At 72.2% G+C, this 26929-nt stretch carries 28 protein-coding genes and 3 tRNA genes; 25 read left to right on the forward strand and 6 right to left on the reverse strand.

Features of this window, described 5'->3' with window-relative positions:
- Positions 1–404 precede the first annotated feature (404 nt).
- A complete protein-coding gene (locus tag OHA65_RS22160) occupies positions 405–1595 on the reverse strand; it encodes a sensor domain-containing protein (RefSeq protein WP_328763375.1) in 1191 nt (396 codons plus the stop codon).
- 147 nt (positions 1596–1742) lie between these two features.
- On the opposite strand from OHA65_RS22160, the gene OHA65_RS22165 reads away from it, so the two are divergent.
- The 14 genes from OHA65_RS22165 (at position 1743) to OHA65_RS22230 (ending at position 14916) form a co-directional block, all read left to right on the forward strand.
- On the forward strand, positions 1743–2150 hold the full coding sequence (locus OHA65_RS22165) for an NADH-quinone oxidoreductase subunit A (RefSeq protein WP_327284857.1): 408 nt from the start codon (positions 1743–1745) through the stop codon (positions 2148–2150).
- On the forward strand, positions 2141–2758 hold the full coding sequence (locus tag OHA65_RS22170; protein WP_327284858.1) for an NADH-quinone oxidoreductase subunit B family protein: 618 nt from the start codon (positions 2141–2143) through the stop codon (positions 2756–2758). Before OHA65_RS22165 ends, OHA65_RS22170 begins: the two co-directional genes overlap by 10 nt.
- The gene (locus OHA65_RS22175; RefSeq protein ID WP_405762330.1) at positions 2755–4170 is read left to right on the forward strand and encodes an NADH-quinone oxidoreductase subunit C; all 1416 of its coding nucleotides are present in this window, start codon (positions 2755–2757) and stop codon (positions 4168–4170) included. The genes OHA65_RS22170 and OHA65_RS22175 overlap by 4 nt, the downstream gene beginning before the upstream one ends.
- Positions 4167–5126, forward strand: a complete 960-nt coding sequence (locus tag OHA65_RS22180) for a complex I subunit 1 family protein (RefSeq protein WP_327284860.1) — start codon at positions 4167–4169, stop codon at positions 5124–5126. Before OHA65_RS22175 ends, OHA65_RS22180 begins: the two co-directional genes overlap by 4 nt.
- Positions 5126–5761 (forward strand): NADH-quinone oxidoreductase subunit I, encoded by a 636-nt coding sequence (locus OHA65_RS22185; RefSeq protein ID WP_328763377.1) that lies wholly within the window; start codon positions 5126–5128, stop codon positions 5759–5761. The genes OHA65_RS22180 and OHA65_RS22185 overlap by 1 nt, the downstream gene beginning before the upstream one ends.
- A complete protein-coding gene (locus OHA65_RS22190; RefSeq protein ID WP_327284862.1) occupies positions 5758–6351 on the forward strand; it encodes an NADH-quinone oxidoreductase subunit J in 594 nt (197 codons plus the stop codon). Before OHA65_RS22185 ends, OHA65_RS22190 begins: the two co-directional genes overlap by 4 nt.
- Positions 6351–6698 carry an NADH-quinone oxidoreductase subunit NuoK gene (nuoK, locus tag OHA65_RS22195; protein ID WP_327284863.1) on the forward strand — a complete coding sequence of 116 codons (348 nt, stop codon included), beginning with the start codon at positions 6351–6353 and terminating at the stop codon, positions 6696–6698. The genes OHA65_RS22190 and nuoK overlap by 1 nt, the downstream gene beginning before the upstream one ends.
- Complete coding sequence (locus OHA65_RS22200; protein WP_371644509.1) at positions 6695–8695, forward strand: NADH-quinone oxidoreductase subunit L; 2001 nt, start codon at positions 6695–6697, stop codon at positions 8693–8695. Before nuoK ends, OHA65_RS22200 begins: the two co-directional genes overlap by 4 nt.
- Before the next feature lie 38 nt (positions 8696–8733).
- Positions 8734–10299: an NADH-quinone oxidoreductase subunit M gene (locus OHA65_RS22205; RefSeq protein ID WP_327285742.1), complete on the forward strand. Its 1566-nt coding sequence runs from the start codon at positions 8734–8736 to the stop codon at positions 10297–10299.
- The gene (locus OHA65_RS22210; RefSeq protein ID WP_328763378.1) at positions 10296–11840 is read left to right on the forward strand and encodes an NADH-quinone oxidoreductase subunit N; all 1545 of its coding nucleotides are present in this window, start codon (positions 10296–10298) and stop codon (positions 11838–11840) included. The genes OHA65_RS22205 and OHA65_RS22210 overlap by 4 nt, the downstream gene beginning before the upstream one ends.
- Before the next feature lie 202 nt (positions 11841–12042).
- On the forward strand, positions 12043–12906 hold the full coding sequence (gene htpX, locus OHA65_RS22215; protein WP_327284866.1) for a zinc metalloprotease HtpX: 864 nt from the start codon (positions 12043–12045) through the stop codon (positions 12904–12906).
- On the forward strand, positions 12903–13295 hold the full coding sequence (locus OHA65_RS22220; protein WP_328763379.1) for a YccF domain-containing protein: 393 nt from the start codon (positions 12903–12905) through the stop codon (positions 13293–13295). The genes htpX and OHA65_RS22220 overlap by 4 nt, the downstream gene beginning before the upstream one ends.
- 94 nt (positions 13296–13389) lie before the next feature.
- Positions 13390–14325, forward strand: coding sequence for a glycosyltransferase family 2 protein (locus OHA65_RS22225; protein ID WP_405759254.1), 936 nt, complete (start codon positions 13390–13392; stop codon positions 14323–14325).
- Positions 14326–14391: 66 nt separating this feature from the next.
- A complete protein-coding gene (locus tag OHA65_RS22230) occupies positions 14392–14916 on the forward strand; it encodes an SMI1/KNR4 family protein (RefSeq protein ID WP_371644512.1) in 525 nt (174 codons plus the stop codon).
- On the opposite strand, the gene OHA65_RS22235 is transcribed toward OHA65_RS22230, so the two are convergent.
- The 3 genes from OHA65_RS22235 to OHA65_RS22245 all read right to left on the reverse strand — a co-directional run bounded on the left by OHA65_RS22235 (position 14900) and on the right by OHA65_RS22245 (position 18285).
- A complete protein-coding gene (locus OHA65_RS22235) occupies positions 14900–16147 on the reverse strand; it encodes an APC family permease (RefSeq protein WP_405762332.1) in 1248 nt (415 codons plus the stop codon). The genes OHA65_RS22230 and OHA65_RS22235 overlap by 17 nt on opposite strands.
- An 18-nt stretch (positions 16148–16165) precedes the next feature.
- Positions 16166–17593: a SulP family inorganic anion transporter gene (locus OHA65_RS22240; protein ID WP_328763382.1), complete on the reverse strand. Its 1428-nt coding sequence runs from the start codon at positions 17591–17593 to the stop codon at positions 16166–16168.
- 203 nt (positions 17594–17796) lie between these two features.
- Positions 17797–18285 carry a YajQ family cyclic di-GMP-binding protein gene (locus OHA65_RS22245; RefSeq protein ID WP_030163016.1) on the reverse strand — a complete coding sequence of 163 codons (489 nt, stop codon included), beginning with the start codon at positions 18283–18285 and terminating at the stop codon, positions 17797–17799.
- Between the two features lie 200 nt (positions 18286–18485).
- On the opposite strand from OHA65_RS22245, the gene OHA65_RS22250 reads away from it, so the two are divergent.
- Both OHA65_RS22250 and OHA65_RS22255 read left to right on the forward strand, forming a co-directional pair.
- Positions 18486–18567: transfer RNA gene (locus tag OHA65_RS22250), tRNA-Tyr, on the forward strand.
- A gap of 118 nt (positions 18568–18685) precedes the next feature.
- Entirely contained in the window at positions 18686–19123 is a 438-nt protein-coding gene (locus OHA65_RS22255; protein ID WP_327284890.1) for a DUF3574 domain-containing protein, read from the forward strand.
- 51 nt (positions 19124–19174) lie between these two features.
- On the opposite strand, the gene OHA65_RS22260 is transcribed toward OHA65_RS22255, so the two are convergent.
- Complete coding sequence (locus OHA65_RS22260) at positions 19175–19831, reverse strand: SDR family oxidoreductase (RefSeq protein ID WP_327284891.1); 657 nt, start codon at positions 19829–19831, stop codon at positions 19175–19177.
- Between the two features lie 67 nt (positions 19832–19898).
- The gene (locus OHA65_RS22265; RefSeq protein WP_327284892.1) at positions 19899–21209 is read right to left on the reverse strand and encodes an amidohydrolase family protein; all 1311 of its coding nucleotides are present in this window, start codon (positions 21207–21209) and stop codon (positions 19899–19901) included.
- 395 nt (positions 21210–21604) lie between these two features.
- On the opposite strand from OHA65_RS22265, the gene OHA65_RS22270 reads away from it, so the two are divergent.
- The 9 genes from OHA65_RS22270 to OHA65_RS22310 all read left to right on the forward strand — a co-directional run bounded on the left by OHA65_RS22270 (position 21605) and on the right by OHA65_RS22310 (position 26915).
- Positions 21605–21677 (forward strand) — tRNA-Thr (locus OHA65_RS22270).
- Between the two features lie 48 nt (positions 21678–21725).
- Positions 21726–21798, forward strand: a tRNA-Met gene (locus OHA65_RS22275).
- Between the two features lie 88 nt (positions 21799–21886).
- Positions 21887–22051, forward strand: coding sequence for a 50S ribosomal protein L33 (rpmG, locus tag OHA65_RS22280; RefSeq protein ID WP_007265873.1), 165 nt, complete (start codon positions 21887–21889; stop codon positions 22049–22051).
- Between the two features lie 160 nt (positions 22052–22211).
- Positions 22212–22664, forward strand: coding sequence for a MaoC family dehydratase N-terminal domain-containing protein (locus OHA65_RS22285; RefSeq protein WP_327284893.1), 453 nt, complete (start codon positions 22212–22214; stop codon positions 22662–22664).
- A gap of 1 nt (position 22665) precedes the next feature.
- A complete protein-coding gene (locus tag OHA65_RS22290; protein ID WP_329314304.1) occupies positions 22666–23094 on the forward strand; it encodes a MaoC family dehydratase in 429 nt (142 codons plus the stop codon).
- 86 nt (positions 23095–23180) lie between these two features.
- Complete coding sequence (locus OHA65_RS22295) at positions 23181–23753, forward strand: helix-turn-helix domain-containing protein (RefSeq protein WP_327284895.1); 573 nt, start codon at positions 23181–23183, stop codon at positions 23751–23753.
- A gap of 154 nt (positions 23754–23907) precedes the next feature.
- Positions 23908–25368 carry a DHA2 family efflux MFS transporter permease subunit gene (locus OHA65_RS22300; RefSeq protein WP_327285745.1) on the forward strand — a complete coding sequence of 487 codons (1461 nt, stop codon included), beginning with the start codon at positions 23908–23910 and terminating at the stop codon, positions 25366–25368.
- A 36-nt stretch (positions 25369–25404) separates the two neighbouring features.
- Positions 25405–25803, forward strand: coding sequence for a DUF3291 domain-containing protein (locus OHA65_RS22305; RefSeq protein ID WP_327284896.1), 399 nt, complete (start codon positions 25405–25407; stop codon positions 25801–25803).
- A complete protein-coding gene (locus tag OHA65_RS22310) occupies positions 25800–26915 on the forward strand; it encodes a UDP-N-acetylmuramate dehydrogenase (RefSeq protein ID WP_328763385.1) in 1116 nt (371 codons plus the stop codon). The genes OHA65_RS22305 and OHA65_RS22310 overlap by 4 nt, the downstream gene beginning before the upstream one ends.
- Positions 26916–26929 lie beyond the last annotated feature (14 nt).

Genomic DNA, 26929 nt, shown 5'->3' on the forward strand with positions numbered 1-26929 from the left:
TCAGCAGTCCCATGACCCACCCCAACCCTCCCGCCCGGCCCCGGCCGATTCCATCGGGCGGGTAGGCCTCTCGACAGGGGGGATAACCCCACCCCGGAGCGGCCGGAACCCGCCCCCACCCCGGATGGGACCCGTGCACACCCCGGGCGGGACCCCCGCCGATGCCCCGCCGATGCCCTGGACGGGACCCCGCCGATACCCCGGACGGGACTCCGCCCCCACCCCGGCCGGAACCCCGACCCGTGCACACCCCGGGCGGGACTCCGCCTACACCCGGGGCGGGAGCCGCGCACCCCCCGGGACGAGACCCGCCCATACCCCGGGCGGGACGTCCGCCCACACCCCGGACGGGAGTCCCGATCACAGACCGAAGCCCAGGCCGAGGCCCAGGCCATGGCCGGCGCTCAGCGCGAGCGCCACGGTAGCTCCGCCGTCACCACCGTTCCCTCCCCCTCGGGGGACTCGACCAGGAACACCCCGTCCACGGCCCGCAGCCGCTCCGCCAGCCCCGCCAGCCCCGACCCGCCTTCCGTGTCGGCCCCGCCCCGCCCGTCGTCCGACACCCGGATCAGCAGCCGCCCCGCGGGCTCCGCCCCCGTCCGCCACACCTCGACGCTCGCGCCCCGCGCCCCCGCGTGCTTGCTCACGTTCTGCAGCAGCTCCGACACCGTGAAGTACGCGATCCCCTCGATGGCGGCCGCAGGCCGCTCCGGCAGGTCCACCAACACCTTCACCGGCACCACGCACCGCGACGCCACCGATGACAGCGCCGCGTCCAGACCCCGGTCCGTCAGCACCGCCGGGTGGATGCCCCGCGCCAGGTCCCGCAGTTCCTGGAGCGCGAGCTTCACTTCCCCGTGCGCCTCGTCGACCATCGCCGCCGCCGCGTCCGGGTCCTCCAGCAGCTTCTCCTTGGCCAGGCCCAGCCCCATCGCCAGCGCGACCAGCCGTGCCTGGGCCCCGTCGTGGAGGTCCCGTTCGATGCGCCGCATGTCGGCCGCCGCCGTGTCGACCACCACGCCCCGGTCGGATTCCAGTTCCGCGATCCGCCGCTCCAGCTCGTCCGAGGGCGAGAGCAGCCCCCGTACCATCAGCCGGTCCACGTTCGAGAGCCAGCGCACCACGTAGGGCAGTACCGGCCACAGCACCAGTAGCCCGATCAGCGCCACGGTGAAGGTCAGCACCCCCCACGGCAGCCGCACCAGCTCGTACAGCACGGTCCGCCAGGCCACCGGGTCCTTGACGCCCGCCCATAGCCAGGGGAAGAACCCGCCGGCCCGCCGCGGCCCCGGCAGCGGAGTCGGCTCCTCCACACGTACGCCGAGCAGCGCGCGCGCCCGCGCCCGCTCCAGCCGTCCCAACTGGCGAGACGCGAGCAGACCGCCTGCGAGCAGCGGGAGGCCGATCGCGGTCACCGACAGACCGCCCGTGACCGACACCATCGTCACGGTGTAGACGAACCCGACGAGCGCGAACGGGAGATTGCCCAGCAGATGGGCGGTCTCCTTCCACGCCACGGCGCCCAGCGCCGGTCGTACGGGAGGAGGCCGGTCATTGTCGGGGCCCGGGTGGGAGACTTGAATGCGCGCGGTCATGCGGCCCAGCCTGCCAATTCCACCCGGCCGATGCCATGGGGTAGCCGGGCCGTTGTAAACGGGGGATAACCCCACCCTGTGTGAGCCAGGGCCTAGACTCCCGTCCGTACCAGATCATCGACAGTGGCCAAGGAGCGAGGAACGGACGTGCCCGACCCAACGGTATCGACCGTAACCGTGCTCGCGGCGGACTATTTCCGGAGTTATTCGGTCGTCGGCCTGCTGGCCGTCCTCGGTGTGCTCTTCGTGGCCGTCGCGTTCGGCGCGGGCCGCCTGCTGAGACCGGTCGTCCCGACCCCTGAGAAGCTGCTGACGTACGAGTGCGGCGTGGACCCCGTGGGCGAGGGCTGGGCGCACACCCAGGTCCGCTACTACGTCTACGCGTTCCTCTACGTCATCTTCGCCGTCGACTCGATCTTCCTCTTCCCGTGGGCGACCGTGTTCGCCGCCGCCGGCTACGGCACGACGACGCTCGTGGAGATGTTCATCTTCCTGGGCTTCCTGGCCGTCGGCCTGCTCTACGCGTACAAGAAGGGCGTCCTCGAATGGACGTGACACCGGCCGGGACGTCGGCCGAGCCCCAGCTGCTCCCGGAGCCCAAGCGGCTCGGGGTCCTCTCCCGGCTCGCCCCGGAGCCCATGAAGGTGGTCCTGAACTGGGGCCGCCGCTACAGCCTGTGGGTCTTCAACTTCGGCCTCGCCTGCTGCGCGATCGAGTTCATCGCCGCGTCGATGGCCCGGCACGACTTCATCCGGCTCGGCGTCATCCCCTTCGCCCCCGGCCCGCGCCAGGCGGACCTGATGATCGTCTCCGGCACGGTGACGGACAAGATGGCGCCGGCCGTGAAGCGGCTGTACGAGCAGATGCCGGAGCCCAAGTACGTCATCTCCTTCGGCGCCTGCTCCAACTGCGGCGGGCCCTACTGGGACTCGTACTCGGTGACGAAGGGCGTCGACCAGATCATCCCCGTCGACGTCTACGTCCCCGGCTGCCCGCCGCGCCCGGAGGCGCTGCTCCAGGGCATCCTCAAGCTCCAGGAGAAGATCGCCCGGGAGTCGCTGGCGGACCGCTACGCCACCTCCGCAACCGGGGCGGGGCCCTCGGTCACGCAGCTCACCAGCGGCCTGGTCACGCCCCCGCCGGCACCGGGAGCGGGCGCATGAACCTCTACGACTCCCTCCCCGACGCCGCCGCGACGGTCTTCGGCGCGGAGGCGGTGGCCGAGCACGCGTACGACCTCCTGACCGTCGACGTGCCGGTCGGCAGCTGGATCGCGGCGCTGGAGATCGCCCGGGACAAGCTGGGCTGCACGTACTTCGACTGGCTGAGCGCGGTCGACGAGCCGGGCACCGGCTTCCGGATCTGCGCGCACGTCGTGTCCCTCGAAAACCACCGCGTACGCAGGCTGCTCCTGCGGACGACGGTCCCGCACTCGGCGCCGTCCCTGCCGTCGGCGGTCGCGGTCTACGCGGGCGCGGAATGGCACGAGCGGGAGACGTTCGAGATGTTCGGCGTGGTCTTCACCGACCACCCGCACCTGGTCCCGCTGCTCCTCCCGGAGAACTTCGAGGGGCACCCGCTGCGCAAGGACTTCGTCCTGGCCGCGCGCGTGGCGAAGGCCTGGCCGGGAGCCAAGGAGCCGGGCGAGGCACACGACCCCGATGCGCCGAAGCGCCGCCAGATGCTCCCGCCGGGCGTCCCGGACCCCAACGACTGGGGCCCGCTCAAGGGCCAGCTCCCGCCGGCCCCCGCCCGCCCGGCCCGTACCGCCCGCGCCCCGCGCGAGGGCGCCCCGGTCCGGCGCACCCGCTCGGTGACGGAAGGCTCCGCGACCCAATCCGCGGAAACCGAAGCCGCCGCCCCGCGCCCGGCCCGGCGTACCCGCTCGGTGTCGGAGGGTTCGGCGAGTCAGGCGGTCCCCGCGGCGGAGCCGGAAACCGAAGCCGCCGCCCCGCGCCCGGCCCGGCGTACCCGCTCGGTGTCGGAGGGTTCGGCGAGTCAGGCGGTCCCCGCGGCGGAGCCGGAAACCGAAGCCGCCGCCCCGCGCCCGGCCCGGCGTACCCGCTCGGTGTCGGAGGGTTCGGCGAGTCAGGCGGTCCCCGCGGCGGAGCCGGAAACCGAAGCCGCCGCCCCGCGCCCGGCCCGGCGTACCCGCTCGGTGTCGGAGGGTTCGGCGAGTCAGGCGGTCCCCGCGGCGGAGCCGGAAACCGAAGCCGCCGCCCCGCGCCCGGCCCGGCGTACCCGCTCGGTGTCGGAGGGTTCGGCGAGTCAGGCGGTCCCCGCGGCGGAGCCCGGTGCGGAGCCCGAGGCCCCGCGGCCGGACAGTCAGGCCGTGCCGTCGGCGGAGCCGGAGGCCGAGGCCGAGGCCGACGAGGCGCGCCCGCGGCGTACCGTCGCGCCGGGGAGGCGCCCCGCCCCCCGCAGCGCGGACGCGCCCTGGCACAACCCCCAGCCCGCCTTCGCGGACCGGGATCCCGAGCCGGAACCGGAACGGGAACCCGAACGGGAACCCAAGACCGGGCCCGGCGACACCCCCGAACCCGAACCCGAACCCGACAACGGAGGCGACGCGTGAACGACGTCCTCGACGTCGCCCTGCGACTCATCGTCGTCTTCGCCGTCTTCCTCGTGCTCCCGCTCGTCGTCGGGCAGACCGAGCACAAGGTGATGGCGCACATGCAGGGCCGCCTCGGCCCCATGTACGCAGGCGGCTTCCACGGCTGGGCCCAGCTCGTCGCCGACGGCGTGAAGTTCGCGCAGAAGGAGGACGTCGTCCCGGCCGAGGCCGACCGCCGCATCTTCCAGCTCGCACCCGCCGTCGCCCTGCTGCCGTACCTCCTCGTCCTCGTCGCCATCCCCATCGGCCCGGGCGAGGGCGCCGTCGGCCAGGTCATCGACGCCGGGCTGTTCTTCGTGCTCGCCGTCATGGGCGTCGGCGTCCTCGGCAGCCTGATGGCCGGCTGGGCTTCCGCCAACAAGTTCTCCCTGCTCGGCGGCCTGCGCACCGCCGCTCAGCTCCTCGCGTACGAGCTCCCCATGCTGCTCGCCGCCGCCTCCGTCGCGATGGCCGCCGGGACCGTGTCCCTCCCCGGCATCGTCGACGCCTTCCACTGGTGGTGGCTGCCCTGGCAGATCGCCGGCGCGCTCGTCTTCTTCACGGCCGGCCTCGCCGAACTCCAGCGGCCCCCCTTCGACATGCCCGTCGCCGACTCCGAGATCATCTTCGGCGCGTACACCGAGTACACCGGCCTGCGCTTCGCGCTGTTCCTGCTCGCCGAGTACGCCGGCATCGTCGTCCTGTGCGCCCTGACCACCGTCCTGTTCCTCGGCGGCTGGCACGGGCCGTTCGCCGACGGCTGGGTCTGGACCCTCCTGAAGACCGCGGTCCTCGCGTTCGTCGTGATCTGGCTCCGCGTCAGCTACCCCCGGCTGCGCGAGGACCAGCTCCAGAAGCTCGCCTGGACCACACTCATCCCGCTGGCGCTCGCCCAGATCGCGCTCACCGGCATCGTGAAGGTGGCGATCCTCTAATGCCCGTCCCCGGATCCGGCCTCGCCAAGGGCCTCGCCGTCACGCTGCGCACGATGACGAAGCGCGCGCACACCGCCCAGTACCCCGAGGTGCAGCCCGAGCTCCCGCCCCGCACCCGCGGGGTCATCGGCCTGTTCGAGGAGAACTGCACGGTCTGCATGCTGTGCGCCCGCGAGTGCCCCGACTGGTGCATCTACATCGACTCCCACAAGGAGACGGTCCCGGCCGCCACCCCCGGCGGACGCGAGCGCAGCCGCAACGTCCTCGACCGTTTCGCCATCGACTTCTCCCTCTGCATGTACTGCGGCATCTGCATCGAGGTGTGCCCCTTCGACGCCCTCTTCTGGTCGCCGGAGTTCGAGTACGCGGAGACGGACATCCTCGAACTCACCCACGAGCGCGACAAGCTGCGCGAGTGGATGTGGACCGTCCCGGCCCCGCCCGCCCTGGACCCGGCCGCGGAGGAGCCCAAGGAGATCGCCGCCGCCCGCAAGGCCGTGGAGAAGGCCGAGGTCGCGGCCGCGGCCGCTGCGGCAGCCGCCGCCGAGGCCGCAGGCGAAGCGCCCGCCGCAGGCGAAGCCCCCGCCGCGCCCGGCACCGACGACCCGACCACCACCCCGGAGGGAGACGCGTGACCCCCGCAGCCACCGCCCTGGCCGCCGCGGCGACGGGCCACGGGTTCCTGTCCCCGACCGGCGTCGAGATCGCCTTCGTCCTCGTCGGCCTCGCCACCCTCGGCGCGGCCGCGGTCACGGTCACCACCAGGCAGCTCGTGCACGCCGCCCTGTGGCTGGTCGTCGCGCTCGGCGGCATCGCCGTCGAGTACCTCCTGCTGACGGCCGAGTTCATCGCCTGGGTCCAGGTCCTGATCTACCTCGGCTCCGTGGTCGTCCTCCTCCTCTTCGGGCTGATGCTCACCAAGGCCCCCATCGGCCGTTCCCCGGACGCCGACTCGAACAACCGCTGGGTCGCCCTCGGCGTCGCCCTCGTCGCGGCCGCCGCGCTCGTCTGGGTCGTCGTCGACGCGTTCCGCACCACCTGGATCGACCTCGACGGACCCGTCCAGGGTTCCACCGAGGTCATCGGCAAGATCCTCTTCCAGCACTGGGTGCTGCCCTTCGAGGCGCTCTCCGTCCTCCTCCTCGCGGCCCTGATCGGCGCCATCGTCCTCTCCCGCAGGGACGCCGTCGGTGGGCCCGACGACAAGAAGGGGCAGCAGCGCTGATGCACCTCGTCTACCCCGCCGTGCTCGCGGCGCTCCTCTTCTGCACGGGCCTGTACGGAGTGCTCGCCCGCCGCAACGCCATCCTGGTCCTGATGTCCGTCGAGCTGATGCTCAACGCCGTCAACCTCAACCTGGTGGCCTTCGACGTCTGGCTGCGCGACGCCCTGCACGCAGGCCAGGCCCTCACGCTCTTCACCATCGCCATCGCCGCCGCCGAGATCGGCATCGGCCTCGCGATCGTGCTGATGGTGTACCGCAACCGCGGCACGTCGGACGTCGACCGGCTGCGCGACACCGCCGAGGGCCACGAGCCCGCCCCGAACAACCAGAGCGAGGTCACCGCGTGAGCACCACGACCCTCGCGGTCCTCGTCCCGCTCCTGCCCTTCCTGGGCGCGGTGGCGGGACTGCTGTTCGGCCGCCGAGCCCCCGGCTTCGTCAGGCCCCTCGCCGTGCTGCCGGCGCTGGCCTCGGCCGTGCTGGCCGTGCTCGTCGCCTTCCGTCAGGGCGGCGGGAAGCCGATCGTCGCCTCGACCGAGCTGACCCCGACCGGCTCGGTGCCGATCGACCTCTCGCTCTACCTGAACGGCTTCGCCGCGCTGGCCGCCGTCCTGGTCGGCGTCGTCGCCACCTGCGTACAGCTCTACTCCACGGCGTACCTCCGTGAGGACCCGCGCTACCCGTCGTACGCCGCTCTCGTCTCGCTGTTCACCTCCGCCATGCTGCTCGTCGTCTACTCCGGCGACCTGATGGTGCTGCTGGTCGGCTGGGAGGTCATGGGCATCTGCTCGTACTTCCTCGTCGGCCACTACTGGGAGACCGAGGCGGCCCGCTCCGCCTCCCTCAAGGCCTTCCTCGTCACCAAGCTCGGCGACGTCCCCTTCCTGATCGGCCTGTTCGCGCTCGCCATCGACGCCGACTCCTTCGAGATCCCCAAGATCCTGGGCGCCGTCGCCGCGGGCGGCCTCGACCACCCCACGCTGATCGCGCTCCTGCTGCTCGCCGGAGTCGCGGGCAAGTCCGCGCAGTTCCCGCTGCACACCTGGCTCCCGGACGCCATGGCGGGCCCCACCCCGGTCTCCGCACTGATCCACGCCGCGACGATGGTCGCCGCCGGTGTCTACTTCATCGCCCGCCTCCTCCCGGTCTTCACGGCCTCCGCGGCCGCACTGGTGGTCATGGCCGTCATGGCGGCCGTCACGATGATCGGCTCCGGCCTCGCCGCCCTGGCCCAGGACGACATCAAGCGCGTCCTCGCCTACTCCACGATCGGCCAGCTCGGCTACATGATCGGGGCGCTGGCCGTCGGCGACCGCGGGGCCGCCGTCTTCCACCTCATCTCCCACGGCGCCTTCAAGGCGCTCCTGTTCCTCGGTGCGGGCGTGATCATCCACGCCGCCGGGACGAACTCCCTGGCCGCCATGTCCCGGATGGACGGCCTGGCCAAGCGCGTGCCCGACGCCTTCTGGACCATGACGATCGCGCTGCTCGCGCTCGCCGCGATCCCGCCCTTCGCCGGCTTCTTCTCCAAGGAAGCCGTCCTCGTCGCCGCCGAGCACGCCGCCGCCGGACACTCGCAGTCCGCTCCCAGCGCCGCCGGCTGGCTCGTCCTCGTCGCCGGGGTGCTGACCGCCCTGCTCACTGCCGCCTACGCCACCCGGCTCTGGCTGATGGCCTTCCGCGGCCGGGGCGCCGCCGCCCCCGACCACGGCAAGGAGCCCGTCGCCATGACCGGCGTGCTCTGGCTGCTCGCGATCCCGTCCATCGGCCTCGGCCTCACCGCCGGCCCGATCGCCGACTGGTTCGACGGCAACGCACTCACCCCGACACTGACCACCTCCGTCCTCGGCACGGGAGCCGCCGCCGTCGGCGCGGTACTGACCTACGCCCTGTGGCAGCGGGCCACGGCCAAGGCCGCCGCGGTCGGCTACGGAGCCGGCGGATCAGTGGCCGCAGCCGTCGCGGAGTCCGCAGCCGAGACCCCCGAGGTCGCCGAGGTCACCCACGACCACCCCGCCGTCCCGGCCGGCGCAGCCCCCGACCCCGGCCGGGCTCTGCTCGGCCCGCTGCACCGCCACGCGGCCGACGGCTTCCACCTCGACGCCGTCTACGACCGGCTGTTCGTCCGCCCCGTCCGCGGCGCCGCGAGCCTCGTCCGCTTCCTCGACCGCGAGGTCGTGGACACGTACGTCCGCGGCGCGGGCGCCGGCCCCCGGCTGCTCGGCAGCCTCGTACGCCGGGCCCAGACCGGCAACGTGCAGAGCTACCTGAGCGCCCTGCTCGCCGGCGCCGTGGTCCTGGCGATCGCCACCGCCGTCCTCGCCAACGTCAACGCCGGATCGTGAGCCGTGAGTCAGCCGTGATTGATATCAGCCCGTCCGTGATGCAGTTCCTTCTGGCGTTCGTCGTGGCCGCACCGCTCCTCGGCGCCGTCGCGGCCCTCCTGCCGCCCCCGCCCGGACTCAAGGGCAAGAGCCCCGCACAGGCCGTGCTGCGCCACGGCGTGACCGTCACCGGCGCGATCCTGGCCGCGGCCATCGCCCTCGCCCTGGGCTTCGACCGGGACACCCCGGCCCGCTTCCAGGCGACCACGGACATCAACTGGATCCAGGCGCTGAACGTCCGGATCCACCTCGGCATCGACGGCATCTCGCTCCCCCTCCTCCTGATGACCGCGCTGCTGTTCTTCCTCTGCGCGCTCTACAGCTACTTCAAGCTCCCAGAAGGCCCCTCCCCGAAGGCCTTCGTCGCGCTGCTCCTCGTCCTCGAATCCGGCACCCTCGCGACCTTCGCCGTACTCGACCTGCTGCTGTTCTTCCTCGCCTTCGAGATGGTCCTCATCCCGATGTACTTCCTCATCGCCCGCTGGGGCGGTGCTCAGCGGCAGGCCGCCGCCTGGAAGTTCATCCTCTACACCCTCCTCGGGTCCGTGGTCATGCTGCTCGGACTGCTGCTGATCGGACTGAACAGCGGCACCTTCGACATGGTGACACTGGCCTCTGACAACGGCCGCGAACTGACCCACACCACCCAGCTCCTGGCCGTCCTCGCCATCGGCATCGGGCTCGCGGTGAAGACCCCGATGTGGCCGCTGCACAGCTGGCTGCCCGACGCCCACACGGCCGCCCCCACCGTCGGATCCGTCCTGCTGGCCGGCGTCCTGCTCAAGATGGGCACCTACGGGTTCGTCCGCATCCTGCTCCCCGTCACCCCCAGCGGCATGGCGACCTTCGCCCCCTACCTGGGCGCCTTCGCCGCCATCGGCATCGTCTACGGGTCCCTCGCCTGCCTCTCGCTCGCCCGCAAGGGCAACAAGGGCGACCTCAAGCGCCTCATCGCCTACTCCTCCGTCGGCCACATGGGCTTCGTCCTGCTCGGCATCGCCTCGATGACCCCCACCGGCGTCAACGGCGCGCTGTTCGCCAACATCGCCCACGGCCTGATCACCGGCCTCCTCTTCTTCCTGGTCGGCGCCCTCAAGGACCGCTACGGCACCGCCGACCTCGACACCCTCGCCGGAGCCACCGGCGCCGCCCTCTACGGCCGCGCCCCCCGGCTCGGCGCCCTCCTCGCCTTCGCCGCCGTCGCCTCCCTCGGCCTGCCCGGCCTCGCCGGGTTCTGGGGCGAGATGCTGGCCCTGTTCGGCGCGTTCGAACCGGCGCAGGGCCTGTCCCGGCCCGCCTTCCTCACGTACATGGCCTTCGGCGCGTTCGGCACCCTGCTCACCGCCGCCTACCTGCTGATCGTCGTACGCCGCGTCTGCATGGGCGACCCCAAGGCCCGGCCCGAGTCCGGGCCCGCGCTCGAACTCGCGGACATCCAGCGCTACGAGTTCGCCGCCTGGACCCCGCTCGCGGCGCTGACCGTCCTCGCCGGCCTGTGGCCCGCTGTCCTCCTCGGCCTCACCGACCCGGCCGTCCAGAAGCTCCTCGCAGGAGGCAACGCATGACGGCCCTGACGGCCTCCGCCCTGCCCGCGGCCCCGGCCACCGAGGCCGCGAGCCTCGTCCAGAGCGTCGACTGGCTCGCGATCACCCCCGTGGTCCTCCCCGCCGCCGTCGCCCTGGTCGTCCTGGTCGCCGACCTCTTCCTGCCGGAGCGGCGCAAGCCGCTGCTCGGCTGGCTCTCCGTGGCCGGCCTCGCCGTCGCGACCGTCTTCCTGCTGCCGCTGCGCGCCGGCGACCGCGCCACCTTCTGCCTCACCACCGACCCCGGGGCGTGCAGCTACACCGCCGACCACTTCGCGCTCGTCATCCAGTTCCTGGTGCTGGCCGGCGCCCTGATCACCGCCCTGCTGTCGGTCACCACCGTCCGCGACGCGCACGTTCCGGCCGGTGAGTACTGGTTCCTGCTGCTGTCCTCCGCCGCCGGCGCGGCCCTGCTGCCCGCCTCCCGCGACCTCGCCACCCTGATCGTCGCCCTCGAAGTCGCCTCGCTGCCCGCCTTCGCCCTCGTCGGCATGCGCCGCGGCGACCGCCTCTCCTCCGAGGCCGCGCTCAAGTTCTTCCTGTCCTCCGTCACCGCCACCGCCGTGTCGCTGATGGGCATCAGCTTCGTCTACGCCGTCACCGGCTCCCTGCACTTCACGCAGGTCGCCGACCGGCTCGAAGACGTACCCGGGCAGCTCGACACCCTCGCCATGGCCGGGGTCGCGCTGACCCTCGTCGGCTTCGCCTTCAAGACCGCCGCCGTCCCCTTCCACTTCTGGGTCCCGGACACCTACGTCGGCGCGCCGCTGCCCATCGCGGGCTACCTCTCCGTGATCGGCAAGGCCGTCGGTTTCACCGGCCTCATCCTCGTCACGGTGATCGTCTTCCCCGCGTACTCCGACATCTGGGGCCCGGCCCTCGCCGTCCTCGCCGCGCTCACCATGACGCTCGGCAACACCGCCGCCCTGCGCCAGCGCGCGGACCGGCCGAACAGCGCCGTACGGCTGCTCGCCTGGTCCTCCGTCGGCCAGGCCGGCTACCTGCTCGTCCCGATCGCCGCCGCCGCGTACTCCGGGCGCGACCAGATCGGCTCCACCGTCGCGTACGCCCTCATGTACGGCGCCGTGAACCTCGGCGCCTTCGCCGTGGCCGCCCTGGTCGCCCGCACGAAGCCGCTGAACCGGATCAGCGACTACCGCGGCCTGTACGCGCAGCGCCCCGCCGCCGCCCTCTCGCTGGCCTTCTTCCTGCTCTGCCTGGCCGGCCTGCCGCCGGGCCTCATCGGTCTCTTCGCCAAGGTCACCGTCTTCCGCTCCGCGGTCGACGCGGGCCTTGGCTGGCTGGCCGTGGTCATGGCGGTCAACGTCGTCATCGCCCTGTACTACTACCTGCGCTGGACGGCACTGCTCTTCCGCGCCCCGGAGGTCGCCGCCGAGACCCGTACGAAGGCCCCGTGGCCGGTCACCGCCGCGATCGCCCTCACGGCCGTCACCGCCGTGGTCCTCTCGGGAGCCCCGCAGCTGGTCCTGCGCTTCGCCTCGGGCAGCCTGTTCCCGCAGTAGCCCGCACGCCGTGACCCGCACGGCCGAACGCCCGCCGTACGCCCGCCGCCCCGCCCGCCCGGGCGGCGGGCACGGCACGCCCTGGGAACCAGAAGCCCCCACCTCGCGTTGACCGTGAAGGAAGGGTCCACTGGACCGTAGACCCTCAGATCCACAGATCCTGGACGCGGGTCCCCCTGCCGCACCACTTGGAGGGCGTACCGTGCACCGCCGGCACAACGGGCTGAAGACCGCCGTACTCCTCGGCGGGCTGTCCGCACTCATCATCCTCATCGGAAGCTTCTTCGGGCGGGGCGGCCTGATCATCGCCGTCCTCGTCGCCCTCGGGACGAACGCGTACGCCTACTGGAACAGCGACAAGCTGGCTCTACGCGCGATGCGCGCCCGCCCGGTCAGCGAGTTCGAGGCCCCGCAGCTCTACCGCATGGTGCGCGAGCTCTCCACGTCCGCGCGCCAGCCCATGCCCCAGCTCTACATCTCGCCGACCGAGGCGCCGAACGCCTTCGCCACCGGTCGCAACCCGCGCAACGCCGCCGTCTGCTGCACCGAGGGCATCCTGCGCATACTCGACGAGCGTGAGCTGCGCGGGGTGATCGGCCACGAACTGAGCCACGTCTACAACCGCGACATCCTGATCTCCTCCGTCGCCGGAGCCCTCGCCTCCGTGATCATGTTCCTGGTGAACTTCGCCTGGCTGATCCCGGTCGGCCGGTCCAACGACGACGAGGGGCCCGGAATCCTCGGCATGCTGCTGATCATGATCCTGGGCCCGCTGGCCGCCTCCGTGATCCAGCTGGCCATCAGCCGCTCGCGCGAGTACGAGGCGGACGCGTCCGGCGCCCAGCTCACCGGCGACCCGCTCGCCCTGGCCAGCGCCCTGCGCAAGCTGGACGCCGGCGTCAAGCAGCTCCCGCTGCCCCCCGAGCCCCGACTGGAGACCGCGAGCCACATGATGATCGCCAATCCGTTCCGCCCGGGTCAGGGCCTTTCTAAGATGTTCTCGACGCACCCTCCGATGGCCGAGCGCATCGCCCGGCTCGAACAGATGGCAGGACGTAGCCAGTGAAGACCATCCTCAACATCATTTGGCTCGTCCTCAGCGGCATCTGGCTGTTCCTGGGCTACTGCCTCGCGGGCGTGCTCCTGTGCATCACCATCATCGGCATCCCGTTCGGCATCGCGGCCTTCCGCATCGCCGTCTACGCCCTCTGGCCCTTCGGCTACACCACGATCGAGCGTCGGGACGCGGGCGCGGCGTCCTGCATCGGCAACGTCCTGTGGCTGGTCCTGGCGGGCTGGTGGCTGGCCATCGGCCACATCGTCACCGGCCTCGCCCTCTGCGTGACGATCATCGGCATTCCGTTCGGCATCGCCAACTTCAAGATGGTCCCGCTGTCGCTGCTCCCGCTGGGCCGTGAGATCGTCCCGACCGACGCGCCGTTCGCGTCCCGGTAGGCCCCGGCAGACCGCCGGGCGGCGAACAACTCACGTGCAGGGAGAGTCAGTGTCGGCTGCGAGCACGGCCACGACCCTGTCGGTCATCGTGCCGATGTACAACGAGGAAGAGGCGCTCCCCGCCCTGGTGAGCCGCCTGCGCCCGGTGCTCGACGACACCGGCGTCGGGTACGAGGTGCTCGCCGTCGACGACGGCAGCACCGACCGGACCGCCGAACTCCTGGAGAAGTTCCGCACGGACTGGCCCGAGCTCCGCATCGTGCGGCTGCGCGGCAACTCTGGCCACCAGGCCGCCCTGCGCGCCGGGCTGCACAGCGCGGTCGGGGCGTACGTGGCCAGCATCGACGCCGACCTCCAGGACCCGCCGGAGAAAATACCGGAGATGCTGGACCTCGCCCGGTCCGAGAACCTCGACATCGTCTACGGCGTCCGCTCCGACCGCAGCACCGACACCGGCTTCAAGCGGCGCACCGCCGCCGCCTACTACTGGCTCATGCGCCGCATGGTCGGCAAGCAGGTGCCCGCGCAGGCCGGGGACTTCCGGCTGCTCAGCCGCGAGGCCGTGGAGGCCCTCAAGGCCCTGCCCGACCAGCAGCAGGTCTACCGGCTGCTGGTGCCCTGGCTCGGCTTCCCGAGCGGCCAGGTCACGTACCGGCGGGCCGAGCGCGTGGCGGGCGAGACCAAGTACCCGCTGAGCAAGATGATCCGCCTCGCCGTGGACGGCATCACCAACTTCTCGGCCGCCCCGCTGCGGATCGCGACCTGGCTCGGCGTCATCAGCTTCGTGGCGTGCCTCGTCATGATCGCCGTGACCTTGGTGGTCTTCCTGGTCGGCAAGACCGTGCCCGGCTGGACCTCGCTGTTCGTCGCCATGCTCTTCCTCGGCGGGGTGCAGCTGATCTGCGTCGGCCTGCTCGGCGAGTACATCGGCCGGATCTACACCGCCGTACAGCGCCGCCCCACGTACTTCATCGGGTACGACTCGGCGCGCGAGGACACCGACAAGGGGCCTCGGGAGACGGGCGGCTGACGGCGGCTCGGGCGCGCTTCGGCACAGGTCAGGGCGATTGTCAGTGGTGTGGGTCACCATGAACGCATGAACGAGACCGAGCAGTTGCTGGAGCAAGTCGCCACCCGTGCGCGCAGCGGTGCGGACGGGCCCGCGAAGCCCCTGCCGGCGCCGTTGGACGCCGCGGAGCCGGCCCGCGCCGCGCTCATACTCGGCTTCGAGCTTCCGCCGCTGCTCGCCGGTCTCCACACCCGTGTCGCGGACGGCGGGTTCGGCCCGGAGGGCGGGCTGATGCCCCTGGAGGACGCCGTCGCCACCTACCGGGCGATGCGCGGGTCCGGATGGAAATGGCCCGGCGGCGTGCTGCCGATCGCCCACTGGGGCTGCGGGACGTACGTGTGCGTCGACTGCCGGTCCGAGACCGCCCAAGTCCTGCTGTTCGACCCGACCCTGGGCGAACCGGACCTCGCCTGGTTCATCGACGCCCCGAGCCTGGCCGACTGGCTGCGCGGCTGGCTCGACGGCAGCGCCTGGTACTGCGAGGACTCCGCCGCGGGGGAGGAGTACGACCTGGACCTGGCGCCCTGGACCGACTTCAGGTCCCGCGTGTGACCCGCTCGCGCAGGGCGTAGACCAGCGCACCCACGGCCAGCACCGCAGCCCCCGCGACCGCCGAAGCGGGAGGCAGCGCGCAGGCCAGCACGACACAGCCGGACAGCCCGACCGCTGCCACGGCCCGGCCCTTGACACCTGAATCGAGAGTCCACGCGGAAGCGTTCGCGATCGCGTAGTAGGCCAACACTCCGAAGGAGGAGAAGCCGATCGCGCCCCGCAGATCGGTGGTCGCCGCGAGCACCGCGACCACCGCACCCACGGCGAGCTCCGCACGGTGCGGCACCTGGTGCCGGGGGTGTACGGCGGCCAGCGCGCGGGGGAGATGGCCGTCCCGGGCCATCGCCAGGGTGGTCCGCGACACCCCGAGCACCAGGGCCAGCAGCGAGCCCAGCGCCGCCAGGGCCGCCCCGGCCCGGACCACGGGGGTCAGTCCGGGCCGGCCCGCCGCCCGTACCGCGTCGGCCAGCGGGGCCGTCGAAGCCGCCAGGGCGTCGGCCCCCAGCACCGACAGCGCCGCCACCGCCACCGCGGCGTACACGAACAGGGCGATCCCCAGAGCGAGGGGCACCGCCCGCGGGATCGTGCGCTCCGGATCACGCACCTCCTCGCCCAGGGTGGTGATCCGTGCGTACCCCGCGAAGGCGAAGAACAGCAGCCCGGCCGCCTGGAGCAGGCCGCCCGCGCCGCCCCCGGCCGGACCGCCGAGCCGGCTCGCGTCCGCCGCGCCGGACGTCAGGCACACCACCACGACCCCGGCCAGCACGGCCAGTACCGCCGCCACGATCAGCCGGGCGATCCGGGCGGACTTCTGCACGCCGCCGTAGCTCGCGGCAGTCAGCGCCACCACCGCCGCGACGGCCAGGGCCCGCTGCTGCCCGGGCCACACGTACGCCCCCACGGTGAGCGCCATCGCCGCGCACGAGGCGGTCTTGCCGATGACGAAACCCCAGCCGGCCAGGTACCCCCAGAACGGGCCGAGCCGTTCCCGCCCGTACACGTAGGTCCCCCCGGAGGCCGGGTACCGGGCGGCCAGCCGCGCCGAGGACCACGCGTTGCAGTAGGCGATCAGGGCCGCCACCGCGAGGGCGGTGAGCAGCGCGCCGCCCGCCGGTCCCGCGGCGCCCGCCGCCGGGGCGAGCGCGGCGAAGATGCCGGCCCCGACCATGGCGCCCAGCCCGACGACGACCGCGTCGAAGACGCCCAGTGTCCGCTTCAGCCCTGTGTTCACGGGCGGAGGGTAACCGCCCTAGATGACGCCCTCGCGACCGGCCAACGGGGTCCGGTTCTGCTCCCAGCCGTGAAGGGCCGTCAGGCAGGCGTGGTCCAGGTGGCGCAGCCCGCTCAGGTCGAGGCGCACGGGCTGTCCGGCCGGCAGTGCGTCAAGGTCGTCCAGCAGTTTCGGCAGCCGCAGGAAGCTGGCGCTCCCCATGACCTGCACGCGGAGCTCCTCGCCCTCCCACACCTCCTCGATGTGCACGTGGGAGGTCTCCCAAGCCGCCTTGACCACGGCGAGTCCCAGTCCGACCAGCACCCCCTCGAAGAGGTTGGTGGCCACGATCGCGCCCGCCGTCGCCACCAGCACCACCGCCTCGCCCCGGTGTGAGCGCCACAGGCCGGCGACGGCCCGCGCCGGCAGCAGTTTCCATCCGGCGTGCAGCAGCACCCCGGCCAGTGCGGCGAGCGGCACCACTTGGAGCAGTTGGGGGAGCGCGACGGCGAACAACAGCAGCCAGCCGCCGTGCAGCACCCGGGACGCCCGGGTGCGGGCCCCGGCTTCCACGTTGGCGGCGCTGCGCACGATGACGGCCGTCATCGGCAGCGCACCGAGCAGTCCGCACACGGTGTTGCCGACGCCCTGGGCCATGAGCTCCCGGTCGTAGTGGGTCTTCGGCCCGTCGTGCATCCGGTCGACGGCGGCCGCGCTGAACAGCGTCTCGGCGGAGGCGATCAGGGTCAGGGCGACCACGGTTCCGAGGGCGCCGGCCGAGGCGAGCAACCCGAAGTCCCTCCAGCCGGGAGGGGTCACGGCCCCCAGCACGCCGGTCACCGTCACCTTGTCGACGGGCAGCCGCAGCAGCACGGACACGAGGGTGGCGGCCGCCACCCCGACGAGCGCTCCGGGTACGAGCCGCATCCGGGCCGGCATCCGGCGCCAGGCCACGACGACGGCGATGGTTCCGGCCCCGAGCGCGACGGCCGCCCAATCGGCCTGTCCGGCGAGCGACGGCACCGCGGCCAGCTTCTCCAGCGTGCCGCCGGGGGCCGGTACCCCGCCCATGGCGTACAGCTGCCCCGCGATCAGGACGAGGCCGATCCCGGCGAGCATCCCGTGCACGACGGCCACGGAGATCGCCCGGAACCATCGACCGAGCCGCAGCGCTCCCATGGCCAGCTGGAGCACCCCGGCGGCCAGGACCAGGACACCGAGCGCGCGCGCCCCGTGCGTGTGCACCGCTTCGTAGACGAGCACGGTGAGACCGGCGGCCGGCCCGCTCACCTGGAGCGAGCTGCCCCGGAACCAGCCGGTGATCAGCCCGCCCACCACACCGGTGACGATGCCGAGCTCGGCCGGCACACCGGAGGCGACGGCCACGCCCACGCAGAGCGGCAGTGCGACGAGCGCGACGACGACGGAAGCCCCGAAGTCTTCGCGAAACGTGTCGAGACCGGACATCCGAGAACCTCCCCTGACCCGCGGTGACGGGTGTCCCCAGGGTGGTGGGCGCGCGTAGCGCTGCCCAAGTGGTCATCGGGAGCCATTGAGGCGCATGCGCCGCGCACGCCGGGCCCATGTCCCGCACGCCCCCGGAAACAGCCGCGGCCCGGCGGTCCTGGAGAGGACCGCCGGGCCGCCGGACGGCAGGTGGCAGACCGCGATCAGCGGTAGTTCACGAACTGGATCGCGAAGTCCAGGTCCTTGCCCTTGAGCAGCGCCTGGATGGCCTGCAGGTCGTCACGGCTCTTGGAGCTGACGCGCAGCTCCTCGCCCTGCACCTGGGCCTTGACGCCCTTGGGGCCCTCGTCCCGGATGATCTTCGCGACCTTCTTGGCGTTCTCCTGGGAGATGCCCTCCTCGATGGAGGCGAAGATCTTGTACTCCTTGCCGGACAGCTGCGGCTCGCCGGCGTCGAGCGCCTTCAGCGAGATCCCGCGCTTGACCAGCTTGGTCTCGAACACGTCCAGGACGGCCTTGACGCGCTCCTCGGAGTTCGCCTCCATCAGGATCTTCTCGCCGGACCAGGCGATGGTGGCGCCGGTGCCCTTGAAGTCGTAGCGCTGCGAGAGTTCCTTGGCGGCCTGGTTGAGGGCGTTGTCGACCTCCTGCCGCTCGACCTTCGAGACGATGTCGAAACTGGAGTCGGCCATGTGCTGTGGCTCCTTGAAGTCGGCTGTCATTGCCCCGGAGGGCGCGGCCGGACATCCCCGGACCGCTCCGCAAAGCCTAGCCACCGCGCCCACTCGCAGGGCTGATCAATCCGGTGGTGAAGCACCCCCGGTCATCAGGTATCGTTTACGTCGTTGCCAGGGAGCGCCGCCGCGAGGCGGAAAAAATGGCAGCACCTCTTGGCGGTGTGCCCGAGTGGCCAAAGGGAGCAGACTGTAAATCTGCCGGCTCAGCCTACCCAGGTTCGAACCCTGGCGCCGCCACGCGATGTGAGACCCCCGTACTGCGGAAGCGCCGTACGGGGGTCTTCTCGCATACCGCCGTTCGGCGGGGGGCCGGTGACCGGCCGCATCGTCCCGGTCCGCTGTTCGTTCTCCGGACGTGAACCTCATTTCTGACACGCGCGGGAAGGTCGGCGGCGGCGTGCTCCTCGCCCTCCTCGGAGCCGGCATCCCGGCCCTGGTCGGCGCGGCACTGCACAGCCACGTGGGCGCGCCCTACCAGGAGACCACCCTCTATTTCGGCACCGAACGCCCCGGCGGCCGGACCCCCGTCGCGGAGCAGGAGTTCATGCGGTTCCTGGACCGCGAGATCACGCCCGCCTTCCCCGAGGGCCTCACGCTCCTGGACGGGCGCGGCCAGTGGCAGCGGGCCGGCAAGGTCATCCGCGAGACCTCGTACGAGGTGGTCCTGCTCTACCCGGAGAAGGAGGCCGACGAGCGCAGCGCACGCATCGAGCGGATCCGGCAGGCCTACGAGAAGCAGTACCAGCAGGACTCCGTCGGCCGCTCCGACGACAAGGTGACCGCCGAGTTCTGAGGGCTCCTCAGCTGCTCCCCAGCCGCCCCACAACCGTCGCTCAGCCGTCCCTCAGTTGCCCGCGACGTCCTTGACGGCCACCGCGACCGGCGTCGACCCCCCGATCAGCTCCAGCGTCAGTCCGGCCGTCGCCGGGGTCTCGACCAGCTCCGCCAGCACGGCCGCCACGTCGTCGCGCGTCACCGGTCCGCGGCCCGTCCGCGCCTCCAGCCGCACGTGCCCCGTCCCGGGGTCGTCGGTGAGCGAGCCGGGCCGCAGGACCGTCCACTCCAGGCCCAGCCGCGTCCGTACGTGCTCGTCCGCCGCGCCCTTCGCCCGCAGGTAGACGTCGAAGACGTCATCGCCCTCGTGGTGCGCGTCCGCGCCCATCGAAGAGACCATCAGGAAGCGCCGCACCCGCGCCCGTTCGGCCGCGTCGGCGAACAGCACCGCCGCACCCCGGTCCACGGTGTCCTTGCGGCCCGCGCCGCTGCCCGGGCCGGCCCCGGCCGCGAACACCGCCACGTCCGCGCCCTGCAGGATGCCCGCCACATGCTCGACCGTAGCCGACTCCAGGTCGCAGAGCACCGGTTCGGCGCCCGACTCCCGCAGGTCGTCGCCCTGCGCCCGGTCGCGGATGATGCCGGCGACCTCGTACCCGCGCGCGGCGAGGAGCTGCTCCAGCCGCAGAGCGATCTGACCGTGTCCACCCGCGATGACGATGCGCATGCCCCGACCGTACGACGAGCCGGGCGCCCGCGCCCGCGAAGGTCACCGCCGACGGGCCGGCGGACGTTCAGGGACCGGGCTCCGTACGGCCCTGCCGGGGCAGGTCCAGGGCCACCGCGACCGCCGAGTCGCAGTACTCCCGTACGGCACTCGTCCGGGCTACCACCCGGCCGCGGTGGATCACGATCCGGCTGTAGGCCAGGGACAGCACGCCCGCGATCCGGTCCCCGCGCACGGCGAGCAGCTCCGCCGGGAAACCGGCCTCGACCCGGACCTCCGGCAGCCCCATGGCCTCGCGGGCGCAGGCGCTCACCGACGCGTAGGCCTCGCCCGCCCGCAGCCCGCCCTGGGACGCCAACAGGTACGCCGCCTCCAGCGGGTCGCCGCGCCCGACCGGGTTCCCGGCGTCCCGCAGCGCCCCGCTGCCGGCCGCGACCCGCACCCCGGCGGCACGCAGCAGCCGTACGGGCGCGGTCCGCAGGCCGCGCCGCTCCAGGGCCGCACAGTCGCCCTGGGGCAGGCAGGTCACCCGTACGCCGGCCGCGGCCAGCTGGTCGGCGGCCCGGTGCGCCACGTCCAGCGGGAGCCGCGACAGCCCGCCGCAGGGGCCGATCGTGACCCCCGGCCGGAGCCCGCCCGCCATCGCCGCGAGCCGGGCCAGCCGGCCGGGATCGTCACCGTCCGTGTGCAGGTCGACGGGGCAGCCGTGCTCGGCGGCGAGTTCCAGGACGGCTTCGAGGAAGCCCGTCGGGTCGGGGTCCAGGTCCGGGCAGCCGCCGATGACGGAGGCGCCCATCTTCACCGCGTCCCGCAGCATGGCGAGCCCGTCCCCCCCGGCCGCGCCGGTCAGCAGGCGGGGCACGGCGACGGCGGTCAGGTCGGCGAGCCCCCGCAGGGAGCGGCGGGCCTGGAGCACGGCCTCCATGGGGCCGAGGCCGTGGACGTCGCCGATCCGGACGTGGGAGCGCACCGCCGTGGCGCCGTGCCCGAGCTGGAGCAGGGCGGCCTCGGTGGCCCGCCGCTGCACCTCGTCGGGCGTGTACGAGACGGGCCCCTCGCCGTCGGCGGTCAGGGCGGTGTCCCCGTGGGCGTGCGGCTCGGCGGGGGCGGGCAGCAGCAGGTAGCCGCTGAGGTCCACCCGGTTGAGCGCGGGGGAGGGCAGGCTGCCCGCGGTGCCGACGGCCTGGATCCGGCCGCCGCCGAGCCGGACGTCGACCGTACGGCCGTCCGTGAGGCGGGCCCCGACGAGCAGGAGGGTGGAGGATTCGGCGGCGGCCGCGTTCGCGTTGCCGGCCGGGCGCTGCGGCCCGTGGCCGCCGCCCTCGCCACGGCCGCCCGGCGGGAAGGGGGACGGCTGCTGCGGCTGGCTGTCGGACATCGCGCTCCTGCGGTGGCTCGGGCGGTTCCTGGGCCGTGTGGCCGCTGCCCGCGGCCCAAGATCACGCAGCGTGCTCAGAGCCTAGGGTGCAGGGCTCTCCCGTTCACGGAGGAGCGCAATAGTCGTACCGGTGTGGTGCCCGTGCGCCGCAGCGTGCAGGCGCGCGCGGGTCGCCCGCGTGCGCCTGCCGTACGGGTTCGACGCGTGCCCTCTCGTGCGGGCCCGGGAGCGCCGCGCGGGGTGTCAGTTTTGTGAGCCCGGCCACAATCTGACCCGAAATCGGCTCCGGGGCCGCCTGCGCCCTGATCGGGAAAGTCTCGGCGACCCCCTCGGAGGCCAGTCCCCGCAAAGGATTTGGGCGATGGGCGGGCAACCGTGTAATGTCTTCATCGCTCGCCCCAATAGCTCAGTCGGTAGAGCGTCTCCATGGTAAGGAGAAGGTCTGCGGTTCGATTCCGCATTGGGGCTCTGGTGAGAGAGGTTCCCTGCCCTCGGGTGGGGAGCTGATCACATCAAAGCGGCGTAGCTCAGTCGGTAGAGCAAGCGGCTCATAATCGCTGTGTCACCGGTTCAAGTCCGGTCGCCGCTACCCACAGTAGCCGATTGCGGGGTCGGTCTCCCGATCGGCTACTCTTTTATGCGTTCATCCGTCCCATAGTCCGTCAAGGAGCACTCACGTGGCTGCCACCGACGTCCGCCCGAAGATCACGCTGGCCTGCGTGGAGTGCAAGGAGCGGAACTACATCACCAAGAAGAACCGGCGTAACAACCCGGACCGCATGGAGATGAAGAAGCACTGCCCGCGCTGCAACTCGCACACCGCGCACCGCGAGACCCGCTGACCCTAGCGAAGTCTCGAATACAGGCACCGTCATGAGGTCGTCCCCTTCATCGGGGGGCGGCCTCGTGTCGTTTCCACGATCGGCTCCCTGATCGTTTTGTGATCGGTTCCCTGATCGTTTTCCTGATGTGACCGTCTTTTTCAACAGGAGGTAGGGAGCCATGGCGCTCGACCAGTCCTTCGTCGGGCGGAGCTACCCGCCCACCGATCCGTACGAGGTCGGCCGGGAGAAGATCCGCGAATTCGCGGTGGCGGTGGGTGACGTGAATCCCGTCTACACCGACCCCGATGCCGCCAAGGCGTTCGGCCACCTCGATGTGATCGCTCCGCCGACTTTCGTGTTTGCGATCACATTCGCGGCGGCGGGCCAGGTAGTGGAGGACCCGCAGTTGGGTCTGGACTACAGCCGCGTCGTGCACGGCGACCAGAAGTTCGCCTATTCGCGGCCCGTGCGGGCCGGTGACCGCCTGTCGGTCACCTCCACCATCGAAGCCGTGAAGTCGATGGCGGGCAACGACATCATCGACATCCGCGGCGAGGTCCACGACGAGACCGGCGAGCACGTGGTGACGGCGTGGACGAAGCTCGTCTCCCGCGCCCCCGAGGAGGCCTGAGATGACTGCGCAGATCAACTACGCCGACGTCGAGGTCGGCACGGAGCTGCCGGCGGCGTCCTTCCCGGTGACGCGCGCCACGCTGGTGCGGTACGCGGGCGCCTCGGGCGACTTCAACCCGATCCACTGGAACGAGAAGTTCGCCAAGGGGGTCGGGCTGCCGGACGTGATCGCGCACGGCATGTTCACGATGGCCGAGGCGATCCGCGTCGTCACCGACTGGGTCGGCGACCCGGGCGCGGTCGTGGAGTACGGCGTGCGGTTCACGAAGCCGGTGGTCGTGCCGAACGACGACGAGGGCGCGCTGATCGAGGTCACGGGCAAGGTCGCGGCCAAGCTGGAGGACAACCGGGTACGGGTTGACCTGACGGCCATGAGCGCGGGCCAGAAGGTCCTGGGCATGTCCCGGGCCGTGGTGACCCTGGCTTGACCCGTCCGTTCCCCGGCCGCCACGGCGCCGGGGAACGGCTCCGGCCGGGGTTGACTTAGTTAGTGATTGAGCACTAACTTATTGCCATGGCAAGGATGAGCGCAGACGAGCGACGTGAGAGCGTCATCCGCGCGGCGATGCACGAGTTCGCCCGCGGCGGGTACTACGGGACCTCCACCGAGGCCATCGCCAAGCGCGTCGGCGTTTCGCAGCCGTACTTGTTCCGCCTCTTCCCCAACAAGCCGGCCATCTTCCTCGCCGCCGCCGAGCGCTGCCTGCGGGACACCCGCGAGGTCTTCGCCGCCGCCGCCGAGGGGCTGGAGGGGGAAGAAGCCACGGTCGCCATGGCGAACGCGTACGCCCGGCTCATCTCCGAGGACCCGGACAAGCTCCAGATGCAGCTCCAGATGTACGTCACCGTCGCCGCCGCCGAGGCGGCCGGCGACCACCAGCTCGGCGAACTCGTCCGCAAGGGCTGGATGGAACTCTGGGACACCGTTCACATCCCCCTCGGCGGCGACGTGAACGAGACCACGACCTTCATGGCCTACGGAATGCTGATCAACACCCTGGCCGCCATGGGTTTTCCGCCCGGGCACCGGGTGTGGGAGGCGCTGTACCCCTCCGCCCGCGTCGAGAAGCAGTCGGAACCGGAGTAGGTGCATCCGGGCTCTGCGCTGCGGCGCATTTTCATGCGCCGCAAAGTTAGTAAGTGATAACTAACAGCTCAGTTCTCACCTTCAGGGGGAAACCGTGAACGGCTCGCAAGACACCAGAGAGACCCGAGACACCCGCGAGGCACGGGACACCGCGATGCGCGCACCCGCCGTCTGGGCCCTCGTCCTCACCTCCACGGCCGGCTTCATGGCCGCCCTCGACAACCTCGTCGTCACCACCGCGCTCCCCGCCATCCGCAAGGACCTCGGCGGTGCGCTGGAGGAGTTGGAGTGGACGGTGAACGCGTACACGCTCACCTTCGCCGTCCTCCTGATGTTCGGCGCGGCCCTCGGCGACCGCTTCGGCCGGCGCCGTCTCTTCATGGCCGGCCTCGCGGTATTCACCGGAGCCTCCGCTGCGGCCGCCATCTCGCCCGGCATCAACGAGCTCATCGCCGCCCGCGCAGTCCAGGGCGTCGGCGCCGCGGTCATGATGCCGCTCACCCTCACCCTGCTCACCGCCGCCGTCCCGGCCGCCCGCCGAGGCATGGCCCTCGGGATCTTCGGCGCCGTCGGCGGCCTCGCCGTCGCCAGCGGCCCGCTCATCGGCGGCACCCTCACCGAGCACATCTCCTGGCAGTGGATCTTCTGGTTGAACGTCCCGATCGGGCTGGCCCTGATCCCGCTCGCCCGCCTCAAGCTGGCCGAGTCGACCGCCCCGAACGCCCGTCTCGACGTACCGGGCACGCTCCTCATCAGCGGCGGCCTCTTCGGCATCGTCTACGGGCTCGTCAACGCCAACGCCCACGGCTGGACCAGTGCTCCCGTACTCACCGGCCTGATCGCCGGCACCGCGCTCGTCGGCGGATTCGTCCACCACGGCTTCCGCAACCCGAACCCGATGCTGCCCATGCGCCTCTTCCTGCGCCGCGGCTTCCTCGGGATCAACATGGCCAGCCTGCTGATGTACCTGGGCATGTTCGGCTCGATCTTCCTGCTCAGCCAGTTCCTCCAGGGCGTCGCCGGCTACTCGCCCACCCAGGCCGGGGTGCGCATGCTCCCCTGGACCGCCATGCCGATGTTCGTGGCCCCGGTCGCGGGCATCCTGTCCGACCGGATCGGCGGCCGTCCCGTCGTCGCCGCCGGGCTCGCGCTGCAAGCCCTCGGCCTCGGCTGGTTCGCGATGATCCTGAGCGCCGACGTCTCGTACGCCGCCCAGCTGCCGGCGCTGATCCTCAGCGGCATCGGCATGGGCCTGTACTTCGCCCCCGCCTCCAACATCCTGATGTCCACCGTGTCCCCCGCCGACCACGGCAAGGCCTCCGGCGCCAACAACGCCCTGCGCGAGGTCGGCGGAGCACTCGGGGTCGCCGTCCTGGCCTCCGTCTTCTCCGCCCAGGGCGGCTACGAGTCCCCGCAGGCCTTCACCGACGGGACCGTGCCCGCGCTGTGGATAGGCGCCGCCGCGGTGGCCGTGGCAGCCGCCTTCGCCCTTCTGGTCCCGGGCAAGCGGGCCGCCCAGGGCCGGGCGCCCGGCGCCGCCGGGAACGCCCCCGCCTCCGCCCACAGCCCCGCTACCAGCCCCGTCCCCGCCGACAAGGTCCCCGCCGCGCGCTGAACGGCTCCCGACCGCGAACGGAAAGGAACACCCGCCATGCCCGACGTCCCCTGGTCCACGCCCACCCCGCCCGCTCCCGGCGCCGAGGTCCACGTCATGGCCTCCCGCTTCGAGACCGAGACCCTCATCGGAGCCTTCCGGTTCTTCCTCCGGTCGCCCGGCATCATCCGCCAGGTCCGCCGGGCCCCCGGAGCCCACGGCGTCGCCCTCCGGGCCCGGGTCTTCAGCCGGACCTTCCTGACCCTCTCCGCCTGGCAGGACCGCGACGCGCTGTACCGCTTCGCCGGCAGCGAGCCGCACCGCTCCAGCTCCCGCGCCGCCGCGGCGTTCATGCGGGAATCGACCTTCGCCTTCTGGACCGCCCCGGCCTCCGGGCTCCCGGTCACCTGGGCCGAGGCCGAGCGCCGGCTGGCCGAACAGCGGGCCCGCTCGTGACGTGCGGTCCGTGGCCCCGCAGGGATGCGAGGGGTACGGACCGTACTCTTGTCCACGTGCAGGAACTCCACGACGCCCCCCTCGCCCCCCTGACCACCTTCCGTCTCGGTGGCCCCGCCACCCGGCTGGTCACCGCGACCACCGACGCCGAGGTGGTCGAGGCCGTCCGCACCGCGGACGAGAGCGGCACCCCGCTCCTCGTCATCGGCGGTGGCAGCAACCTGGTCATCGGCGACCGCGGCTTCGAGGGCACCGCCCTGCGCATCGCGACCACCGGCTTCCACCTCGACGGCACCACCCTGGAGCTCGCCGCCGGCGAGAACTGGAGCGACGCCGTCGCCCGCAGCGTCGAGGCGGGCCTGGCCGGCATCGAGTGCCTCGCCGGAATCCCCGGCTCCGCCGGTGCCACCCCCATCCAGAACGTCGGGGCGTACGGCCAGGAGGTCTGCGACACCATCACCGAGGTCGTCGCGTACGACCGCACCCGGCGCGAGACGGTCACGCTGACCGCCGCCGAGTGCGCCTTCCGGTACCGCAACAGCACCTTCAAGGACCAGCCCGACCGCTACGTCGTGCTGCGCGTCCGCTTCGCCCTGGAGGACGCGGGCGGCCTGTCCGCACCGATCAAGTACCCCGAGACCGCCCGCGCCCTCGGCGTCGAGGCCGGCGACCGCGTCCCGGCCGCCAGCGCCCGCGACACCGTGCTGCGCCTGCGCGCGGGCAAGGGCATGGTCCTCGACCCCGCCGACCACGACACCTGGTCCGCCGGCTCCTTCTTCCACAACCCGATCCTGAGCGACGAGGCGTACAGCGCCTTCCTCACCCGCGTCCAGGACCGCCTCGGCCCCGACACCGCCCCGCCCGCGTACCCCGCCGGCGACGGCCGTACGAAGACCAGCGCGGCCTGGCTGATCGACAAGGCCGGCTTCACCAAGGGATACGGCACCGGCCCCGCCCGGATCTCCACCAAGCACACCCTCGCGCTGACCAACCGTGGCGGGGCCACCACCGAGGACCTCCTCGCCCTGGCCCGCGAGGTCGTCACGGGCGTCCATGCGGTCTTCGGGGTCACCTTGGTCAACGAGCCGGTGACGGTCGGCGTCAGCATCTGAGGAGCCCCGGCCGC

The organism is Streptomyces sp. NBC_00045, from assembly GCF_045041095.1.
Taxonomy (GTDB): Bacteria; Actinomycetota; Actinomycetes; order Streptomycetales; family Streptomycetaceae; genus Streptomyces.